The 9,064-nt window shown below is 66.9% G+C and carries 6 protein-coding genes; 4 read left to right on the plus strand and 2 right to left on the minus strand.

Annotated features, from left to right (window positions below; genetic code table 11):
- The 4 genes from FRW57_RS12490 to FRW57_RS12505 form a co-directional block, all read left to right on the plus strand.
- On the plus strand, nt 1–1,421 hold a 1,421-nt coding region (locus FRW57_RS12490; RefSeq protein WP_203230313.1), incomplete at its 5' end, for a CHC2 zinc finger domain-containing protein.
- Between the two features lie 132 nt (nt 1,422–1,553).
- Nucleotides 1,554–1,958: a hypothetical protein gene (locus tag FRW57_RS12495; RefSeq protein ID WP_152186119.1), complete on the plus strand. Its 405-nt coding sequence runs from the start codon at nt 1,554–1,556 to the stop codon at nt 1,956–1,958.
- On the plus strand, nt 1,955–3,394 hold the full coding sequence (locus FRW57_RS12500; protein ID WP_152186120.1) for a hypothetical protein: 1,440 nt from the start codon (nt 1,955–1,957) through the stop codon (nt 3,392–3,394). Before FRW57_RS12495 ends, FRW57_RS12500 begins: the two co-directional genes overlap by 4 nt.
- A gap of 306 nt (nt 3,395–3,700) precedes the next feature.
- Complete coding sequence (locus FRW57_RS12505; RefSeq protein WP_152186121.1) at nt 3,701–4,273, plus strand: hypothetical protein; 573 nt, start codon at nt 3,701–3,703, stop codon at nt 4,271–4,273.
- A gap of 1,770 nt (nt 4,274–6,043) precedes the next feature.
- Here FRW57_RS12505 and fgd read toward each other — a convergent pair.
- Entirely contained in the window at nt 6,044–7,051 is a 1,008-nt protein-coding gene (fgd, locus tag FRW57_RS12510) for a glucose-6-phosphate dehydrogenase (coenzyme-F420) (RefSeq protein ID WP_152186122.1), read from the minus strand.
- A 313-nt stretch (nt 7,052–7,364) separates the two neighbouring features.
- Nucleotides 7,365–8,774 (minus strand): NAD-dependent succinate-semialdehyde dehydrogenase, encoded by a 1,410-nt coding sequence (locus tag FRW57_RS12515; protein WP_238999412.1) that lies wholly within the window; start codon nt 8,772–8,774, stop codon nt 7,365–7,367.
- Nucleotides 8,775–9,064: the final 290 nt, after the last annotated feature.

The raw sequence follows: 9,064 nt of genomic DNA on the forward strand, positions 1-9,064 counted from the left end.
GGCGCCGGTGGGACCTCGACGCGCTACGGGCCGCCAACCCGATCGAACAGGTCGTCGCCGCCTCCGGCGTGGCCCTGCACCCCCGCGGCCGCGGCTACGTCGGCTGCTGCCCCTTCCACGACGACACCACCCCCTCCCTGTCGGTGGCCGCCGTGCCGGGCCGATTCCACTGCTTCGGCTGCGGCGCCTCCGGAGACGTCATCGACTACCTCGCCCGCCTCACCGGTATGCCGTTCGCCGAGTCAGTCCGGTCGCTGCAGGACGGCACCCCGTTCCCCGGGCGCCTTCCGTCAGCGGCGCCCACGCCAGTGCCATTGCCCACCAATCCCGTTCGGCAACCGACGACGTCGCCGGAGCGGTGCTACCAGATCAACCAGTTGGCCTGGGAGCACTTCACCACCCCACCCGCCGCTGCGCACGCGCAGGCGTGGCTGCGTCACCACCGCAGCATCGACCTCGCCGCCCTACGGGAGGAGAACCGGGGAGAGCCGCTGGCTGGATACGCCAGTCCAAGCCGGCACTCGCTCACCGCTCACCTGCGCGGGCTCGGTGTCACCGACACCGAACTGCTCGACCTCGACCTCGCCCACCAGCCCCCGCACGTGCGGCAGCTCATGGACGCCTACCGCGGCCGGATCATCCTGCCCGTCCGCGACCCCGACGGTCGGATCAGCGGCTTCCTCGGCCGCGACACCACCGGCCACCCGGCGGCGCCTAAGTACCGCAACCCCACCCGCACCCCGACCTTCGACAAGTCCGCCGTGCTCTACCAGCCGAGCCACCACCGGTTGGGCGACGTGACGACCGTCGTGGTCGTCGAAGGAGCCCTGGACGCGCTGGCCGTCGCGGCCGCCGCCGCGCGAGCCGGCCAGTCCAGCCGGTTCGCGCCCGTCACCACCAGCGGGGTCACCGTCTCACCGTGCCAGGCCGATGCCGTCCTGGCCATGCACCACCAGGCACCGGTCATCGCCCTCGACGGCGACCCGGCCGGGCGTGAAGGCACGGCACGGTGGCTGCGGCTGCTGTCCATCAGCGCGGGCCGACTCGCGCTGGTCACCACCCTGCCGACCGGACACGATCCCGACGACTGGCTGCGCTCGCGCGGGGTCGAGGGGCTGGCCGCGTTCGACCGCACCCACCTCTTCCACATAGCGCCGGGCGAGGTCCACCCGCACCTGCCCGGCCGTGAGCTTGTCCAGGCCGTCCTGGCCAGCGGCGCTTCCGAACCGGTGCCGGCCGTCCTGGCCGCCGTCCTTCCCCTCGTAGCACGGCTTCCCAACCACGACGCAGGCACGCTGCTGACCAGCGTCGAACGCGAGATGACCGCCCAAGGATGGAACCCCCACGACGAGTTCACCCACGCGTTGCACCGAGCGATGGACACCGCCTCGCTGCACCACGCGCCCCACCGCGACGGATAGGCAGGGCCGGCGGCACAGCCGGACTCGGCCTCCGCGGCCACCGCCTCCATCGCACCGCGCGGCCGGCCGGCGACTCCCTCCCTCACCTGACACGGACCTCGCCCAGAACCCGACAGCGAAGGACATTCCCACATGAGTCCCATCTCCAAGCACAACCGCGCCCTGCGCGCCTGCTACGTGGCGATCGAGACCACCGCACGCGCCTGCGTGCACCTCGATGCCGCCGCCGCCCAGCTGGACGCCACGGTCGGCGACGACCCCTTCGACACGGCCCGGTTCCTGGCCGCGCAACTGCGCCTGCTCAGCGGCGGGCTGCACCCCGGCATCCGCGCGATACCCGACCCCGCCGACCCGTCCGGACCCCTGGAGCACCTGGAGGCCGCCCTCGACCTGCTGGGAGCCATCCGGCCAGGGCACGCCGCGGACGACCCCACGAGGTGGATGCAGCACCTGGTTGACCTCCGACCCGCCGTCGTCGCGGCAACCGACACGAAGCCACACAGCCGTAGCGGCTCGAACGACACCGAACAGCCATGAGCACCACCACGGCCGGCGACCTGCTCGACCGCGCCGACCGCCAAGCCCACGCACTGCCACACACCTCAGGACCGATGACACTGGACACCTGGGTCACCTTCGAACACACCGTCCACCGTCTGCTGCGTGAACTCGTCGGGCCGCTGCGCACCACCGACCCCCACCGCGCGAAAGTTCACGCCGCGCTCGCTCAGCTGCTGGACGACTTTCCACCACCGCCAGACCCCACGCGGCGCGCGGCGAGGCACGACGTCATCGAGGCACGGCCGGCGGTGGTGACCAGCACCGAACCGCTCGACCGGCTGTCCGTCACGCTCGGCGCCCTCGCCGACATGGTCTCCGCAGCCAGAACGCGGGACCTACTCACCTGGACCGGATCCGACCTCGACCAGATGATGGACGACACCCAGACCGCACCGGTCATCGCGCACCTGATGGCCATCACCATCCTCGCCGGCCGACATGCCCTGGCCTCCCTTCCACCCGACCAGACCGAGCGGCCCGCCGCCGTTATCGGCTACGCGGAACACGCCTTGGCTGGGCTTGGGAGGTTCGGTCGGGCGAGCAAGCTGCTCAACCTGCCCAGCTTCCACCCACCCGTCTCACCCACGAGTGCCAACGAACGGCTCGAATCGGCCCTGCGCACCTGGGCAACCGCCGCTCGCGACGAACTGGCACAGACCGTCCCCAGCACCGAAGTGCTGCGCAACATCAGCAACCAAGCCGTCCACGTGTATGCCACGTGCGACCACATCCTCGACCTCACCGCCGCCGGACACGCTGACGACGGACGAGCGAGCGAGGCGATCGCGACGGCGCGAGCCGCTCTTTGCGAGGCCGCAGCCGACCTGCAGCGGGCCGAGCCGCTCTGGGCCACCGTGACCACCGCCACCCGCCCCAGCGAGGCCTACGTCACGGCCGCATCCACGCTCTTCGACACCCTTAACGACGCCCTGGCAACAGGCGGACCAGTGCCCGGGACCGCCCAGGCCGCAGCGAACGGCCTGAACCTGAAAGTGGCTCTGACCGACCTGCGCTACGCCATATCCGACGTGGCCGACCTCCTGCATGACAGTGCCGAAGTCGCCGACATCCTTGCCCGCTCCGGAGTCCTGTTCGCCCCCGCCCGAGTCCTCCCCGGCCACCTGGAGCGCCTCCGCGCCACACTCCTCGGCCGATGGGCTGCCCTGCGGCCGGAGGAAGGCACCCAGCTCCGGCACGAGGCACACGCCGCAGCCAACGCAGCGAGAACCGCGTATGCCGCGATGAGCAGAGCGGGCACTGAGCTGCCGGCTTCCGCGATGTCCATCGCCCCCAAGCGTGATCATTCGCGGCTCGCGCCGGAATCCTCATGGACAACGTGCACGTCTCTCGAGACTGCCAGCAGCGCGACACCGACGAGTCGGATCGGCATGGACCACGCCCCACTTCTGTGACCCGGAGAAGCCAGAATCCCTAGAACCGAGGCAGCGACGGGAGAGGACGGGCAGGGCCTCGTGACGCTTCACCACGGGCGGGGCGCCCGCAGTTGCCCGCTCATCTGCCAGGTGGAGCTTGCATCCGCCGTCGCCCACAGCGCCACTACGGCGCAGGGCAGTGACGTCGGGCCTGGCTGGGCCAGCGTCCTCGACCGGCGGGAACGCTCGCGCTGGTTGGTAGTCTCGCGCGACTCACCACACGCTCTGGTGCCTCCCTGCGGGTCATCATCGTTCCGCTCCCGTGGATGTCCGGAGGACCATTCCGTGCCCGACCACTTCCGCGTCCCGTGGGCGTTCGACGGCGACGGCGTGGTGATCGCCGGTGACGATGGGATGGCCGGGCTGCGGTTCACCCAGGCCGGCATGCAGGTGGTCTCGGGTCAGGCTGCGGAGACGGTGCGCTGGGGTGAGGCGCTTCGCCTGCAGGTCAAGGTCCCGTACTCCTCGCTGGCCAGCTACTACCTCCTGGAGGCGTTCAACCTGCTGAGCCCGGGGCACGGGTATCACTCCGCCAAGGTGATCGAGGTCCAGGCCATGTTGAAGCGTCGTGACGCGTCCTGGCAGCTGGGCCGGCCGGCTCGCTTCTCATGGCGGTTGCAGCTGGTGCTGGACGACCTGTTCGACGTGATCTCGGAACGCAAGCGCTTCGAGGCACTGGCCGACCATGCCCTGTGGGAGTGGGTGGGCACGGAGCTGGTCGGCACGGTCCCGTTCTGGGCGCGAGCGCTGATGTACACCGACCTCGTCTGTCTGCAGCGCCACCTCGGCGGTCACGGCGCCTACCGCAAGCGGATCGCCGCCTACCTGGATGCGCAGGTGCCGCCGTGCCCGGCGTGACGACTCCAGCAGAACCGGGCGCGGTGATGATCGTTGGGGACCACCGCTACTGGTGGGTCCCGCTGCCCTGGTGGGCGCTTCGGAGCGCGGTGCTGGGTGCCGTGACCATCGCGATGCCGACCTCGCCGGCGCCGCGACCCGACGACCGTGTCGACCAGCACCAGGACCAGGCACACCACTTCCACCAAGGCCAGAGGCACCGCGCCCGTCATGGTCGTGAACCATCGATCATGCGCGTCAGTCAGCCAGTCCATGCCCACCCAGAGCATGGGTGCGCCGAGGCTGACCCACCAAATGACGCCGGCACCGAAGGCGAGTGGCGGTCCGCCCAGATCCCGCCGAAACCGGCAGATGCCGCCGGTCACGACGACACAGCCGATCACGACACACATGAGGTAGTCGGTCACGCCCGCCCGCCGGCGTCAAACCTCTTGGCCACGGGGGTCCTTCCTCCGCCCAGGGAAAGTACAGTGCCCCTTCGACTCCCAATGTCGAAGAGTACGGCCGAGGCGGCCGGCAACCGGATCCCGATCATGCTATCGACCTCACCCATCCACCGACGCCACCCTCGGTAGTCACCGTTGCGTCACGATTGCCGACGCCCTCCGCCCGTCGCTGACAGTTCCGAGGGCCCGGCGAGGTTCCGCATGCGGTGGGAAGCGCCTTCGACCAGCGCCGGCACCGAGTAGGTAACGTCCAAGGCCGCGTTGAGCGTGACCGTCAGGATCACACCGGTCCCTCCCCCAGCCAGCCGCCGCCCTGCATCAACGCGCCCGGCTCGACAATCGACGCGGTGGTGCGGATAAGGGTCATCGTGCTGCCTCCAGCAGGTCTCGCGCCATCAGTCGCGCCGACCCAGCGCGGCCGCGACTATGAGTGGTCGGGTGCCCGCCTAGACGCGTGGCGACCTTATTATGCAGCCGGACCAGCAAAGGATCACCGGCACCGGACAGTCCTCCGCCGAAACCCACGACCTCAGTGCAGTCAACCGGGCAGCGCGGCCGGCGTCAAGGCGGAGGAAAGCCACGACGACGGTCCAGGCCAACGCGTCGGTCACTGGACCGAACCCACTCGGCGACCGAATCCGCACAACGCCTAGGACCGACCTGACTTTGCTCACTGGTCCGCCGCGCTGCTATGGGCGAGCCTGTGACCTGGGGCCGATGCCTCCAGCCAAGGATGAGTTCACGCACTAATCGGACCACCGTGGGAGCACGTTGCGTCCCTGAGGCACGACCTCGTGGACCGGGGAAGTGCCGTGGAGTCCTTGTAGCTCGGTTGGATAGGACTGTGTATCAATAGGATTCGCAATCTAGGCGAATTCGGCGAGGCGCACGGTCCCATACCGCTTCCCGCTGGAGCTCGACTTCCGGCTTGGGTTGAAGCGGTTCACCGTGTCCACCCGCACGCAGAGGTGCGTCTGCACGTGTTTGACCTGCACCGGTGCGTCGGGCATCGCCATTCAATCCACGCGCTAAGCGATTGACCAAACTCAGGAGCCGGACCAGCAAAGGATCACCGGCACCGGACAGTCCTCCACCGAAACCCACGACCTCAGTGCAGTCAACCGGGCAGCGCGGCCGGCGTCAAGGCAGAGGAAAACCACGACGACGGTCCAGGCCAACGCGTCGGTCACTGGACCGAACCCACTCGGCGACCGAATCCGCACAACGCCTAGGACCGAAGTGAATTCGTTGATTTGTACGGTGATCAAATTCGGGTAAGGGCGACCCCCCTGCAACTTCCTCCTGTGGCACCAGCGGTGGACGATCAGCTCAGCTCGCGCAGCAGGGGAACGATGTCCTGGGTGAACTGGGTCAGGAACCGCTCCTGGTCGCCCCCGGGACCGTGGAAGACCAGGTGGTTCAACCCCGCGTCGACATACGGCTTGATCTGCGCCACGGCGTCCTGCGGGTCGGACGCCACGATCCATCGCTTGGCCACCTGCTCGATCGGCAGCTCGTCGGCAAGCCGCTCCATCTCGATCGGACTGTCCACCGTGTGCTTCTGCTCTGCCGTCAACGACAACGGCGCCCAGAACCGGCAGTTCTCCAACGCCCCCGACTGATCCCGGTCATACGACAGCTTCACCTCGAGCATCCGGTCGAAACCCTCCCCCGAACGGCCGCCGGCCACGAGACCCTCCTCCACCGCCGGCAGCAGCTTGTCGGTGTAGAGCTCCATCCCCTTGCCGCTGGTGCAGATCATCCCGTCCCCCGAACGGCCCGCGTACTTGGCCACCACCGGCCCACCCGCCGCCACATAGACCGGCACCGGTTGCTCGGGACGGTCGAAGATCGACGCATCCACCGTCTGGTAGAACTCCCCCTCGAAGCTCACGTGCTCCTCGGTCCACAACGCCCGCATCAGCCGCACCGACTCCCGCAGCCGGGCGAACCGCTCCTTGAACCCCGGCCACTCCCGACCCGAGACCGCGACCTCGTTCAGCGCCTCCCCGGTGCCCACACCCAGAAACACCCGACCCCGCGTCAGCAGCGACATCGTCGCGAACGCCTGCGCCACCACCGCCGGGTTGTAACGGAACGTCGGCGTCAAAACACTCGTGCCCAGCTGGATCCGGCTGGTCCGCTCCCCCACCGCCGCCATCCACGCCAACGAGAACGGCGCGTGCCCACCCTCGGCCCGCCACGGCAGGAAGTGGTCACTGACCGTCACGCTGTCCAGACCCAGCTCCTCGGCCCGCACCGCGAACTCCACCAGATCCCGCGGACCGAACTGCTCCGCCGACGCCTTGTAACCAATTCGCAGGTCCACCATGCTCCTTCGTCGTCGCTCAACGTGACCGTAAGGGCTGCGTGCGCCAGTCTGGTTGCATTGGGAATCAGGCAGATTCCTCCGGTGGCAATTACACAATCAATTGTCGAAACAACCGTCTTCAATACCGACCGCTGCAGGTCGCCCAAGACAGGCCAACAATTTTGAGCAGTCCGCGGCTTCCCCATCGCTGCCCTCGGCGAAGCCCACGCTTTGCCTCCCACAAGGAGGCTAAGCGTGGGCAGCCGAGACAACGAACTACGCCAATTCGCCATGCCGCAGCCTTTGTCGCATTGGCTACGACCCAATACCAGAATCAGTCGGCGATGTAGAAGAGTCGCTTGTTCACGAATTCATCCATGCCTAGCGGCCCCAGTTCGCGTCCGAACCCTGATCGCTTTGCACCGCCAAATGGCATGCCTGCGCCGCCTGCGGATGCAGCATTGACGTTGCTCATACCACAATCGAGCTGCATGGCGAGTTTGCATGCGCGCTCTTCATCGGCGCTGAAGACGGCGCCGCCGAGGCCGTATCGAGTGTCATTGGCAAGATTCAAGGCTTCGTCGTCGCTAGAGACCTTGTAGACCACGGCCACCGGACCGAAGAGTTCCTCGTGGTAGGCACGCATGTTCGGAGTAACGCCGGTCAACACTGCCGGCTGAAGATATGCTCCTGGCCCTTCGACGAGCTTCCCGCCGGCGTGTAGCGTTGCCCCTTTATCCACAGCGTCCTTGATTTGTTCGGCCAGACGCTCAGCCGCCGCCCGGGAGGAAAGTGGGGCAAACGTTCCCTCGGATTGCACAGCCGGATCACCTGGCTCGAGGCCGGACGCCCGCTCAGTCAGCTCAGAAACAAACTCATCATAGATGCTATCCATGACGATCATTCGCTTGTTGGAGTTGCATGCTTGCCCAGTGTTACCCATGCGCGTCTTCCAAGCCTGAGCCGCCGACTCCTGCACGTTAGCGGAATCTAGAATCACGTACGGGTCCGAACCCCCGAGCTCGAGCACCGCCTTTTTGAGGTTGCGCCCGGCGATTTCACCGACAATGGCCCCTGCACGCTCAGACCCTGTCAGAGATACTCCCTCGATGCGCTCATCGGCTATCATTTCCGCCACTTGTTGGTGCGTAGCGAAGACATTTGCGTATACGCCGTCTGGGACGCCTGCATCCTCCATGATCTGGGCGATTGCCAATGCCGACCGGGGGCAGTTCTCGGCATGCTTGAGAATGATGGTGTTCCCGAGCATCAAGTTGGGGGCGGCGAAGCGGGCCACTTGATAGTACGGATAGTTCCACGGCATGATGCCGAGCAACGGGCCAACCGGCAACTTCTGGATGACCGCGCGGCCACCGCTTATTGTCTTGATCGGCTGGTCAGCAGCGAGAGAAGGGCCTTCGTCTGCATAGTATTGAAAAATCGCCGTACAGAACTTTGCCTCGCCCTGCGCTTGAGCGATCGGCTTTCCCATTTCCTCAGTGATGATCGAAGCCAGGTGCTCCGCTCTCTCCGTAAACAGCTGCGCAATGCGGGTTACAACTGTGGCCCGGTCCTCGATGGGGACCAGCCTCCAGCTTTGGAAGGCACTCTGCGCGGATGCTAGGGCGTCCTGGATGTCATCGTCCGTCGCATTGGGGAACTCCTGGGCCAGCTCACCCGTGGCGGGATTGACCACGCGGAAGCCAAGTTGAGTTGGTCGGGCAGTTGTTGAAGTGTCAGTCACGGCCGAAGCTCCTAAATCTTTGCGATTGGCACCATGCGTACGTGCCCTGGATTCATTATGCATGTTGCGACGCCTTCTGTGAAGGGCGACGGAGTGCCAGCTCGACGCCCCGAGCCGGGGTTTCCCGAGGCCAACCGCTTGAGCCCACATGTGACTGATCCAGTCCTCGCCGTTCTCAGCCAGACGCCGGCTGTCGCCTGCCATGAGCATGGGACCGCTCTGAGCCGTTTCTGCCAAGTTCATGGGACCACTTGGATTGCCAGTCATGGGACCACCCGGCGCGCCTTTCC

Origin of the sequence: Segeticoccus rhizosphaerae, from assembly GCF_009192725.1 — a bacterium.
GTDB classification, from domain to species: Bacteria; Actinomycetota; Actinomycetes; order Actinomycetales; family Dermatophilaceae; genus Segeticoccus; species Segeticoccus rhizosphaerae.

Bases quoted from the DNA above. Each gene is read 5' to 3' on its own strand.
- FRW57_RS12500 (WP_152186120.1), top strand. From the start codon at position 1,955: ATGAGCACCACCACGGCCGGCGACCTGCTCGACCGCGCCGACCGCCAA.
- FRW57_RS12495 (WP_152186119.1), top strand. From the start codon at position 1,554: ATGAGTCCCATCTCCAAGCACAACCGCGCCCTGCGCGCCTGCTACGTG.
- fgd (WP_152186122.1), bottom strand. From the start codon at position 7,051: ATGGTGGACCTGCGAATTGGTTACAAGGCGTCGGCGGAGCAGTTCGGT.